This is a genomic window from Oleiphilus sp. HI0061 (assembly GCF_001635675.1).
In genome coordinates, this window is record NZ_LWFE01000426.1 from 1 (window position 1) to 790 (window position 790).

At 48.4% G+C, this 790-nt stretch carries 1 protein-coding gene; it reads left to right on the top strand.

The annotated features are described in order from the left end of the window. Positions 1–790 (top strand): FMN-binding glutamate synthase family protein (locus A3735_RS05740; RefSeq protein WP_197485692.1); only part of this gene is annotated, 790 nt, incomplete at both ends.

The window sequence follows — 790 nt, forward strand, 5'->3', positions numbered from 1 at the left end:
CTATTTCTATGAATTAGCGTCAGCGCAATTCGGCTTCTCTGAAGATGTTCTACAACAAGTTCAGGCCTTCCACTTTAAGTGTGGGCAAGGCGCGAAAACGGGTACCGGAGGTCATCTTCCAGGAGCCAAAGTGCGTGGAAAGGTTGCTGAGGTAAGAGGTTTGGCTGAAGGTGTGGATGCTATATCGCCTTCTTGTTTTCCTGAGATGAATGGCCCTAAAGATTTTAAACACTTCGCTGATCGCATTCGTGAGGTGTCGGGTGGTATCCCCATTGGCATGAAGTTATCTGCTAATCATATCGAGAGAGACATTGAGTTTGCCTTGCAAGCCAGTGCAGACTATCTGATTCTCGATGGCCGTGGTGGTGGTACTGGTGCAGCACCGAGTTTGTTTAGAGATCATATTTCTGTGCCTACTTTGCCAGCCTTGGCACGCGCTAGGCGCTACCTGGATGACCGTAAACGTCATGATGTCACGCTAATAATTACTGGTGGTTTGCGAGTGCCCTCAGACTTTATCAAAGCAATGTGCCTAGGGGCCGATGGCATTGCGATCTCAAACTCTGCTTTGCAATCTATTGGCTGCGTTGCTGCCAGGATGTGCAATACCAACCTTTGTCCGGCAGGCATTGCGACACAAAAACCTGAACTCAGAGCTAAGCTGGATATTGACACCTCTGCACAGCAGCTTGAACNCTTCTTTAAATCCTCGACACACTTGATGCAAGTGATGGCGAGAGCGTGTGGCCATGACCATTTGAGTAAGTTTACTCTGCAAGATATTGCGACT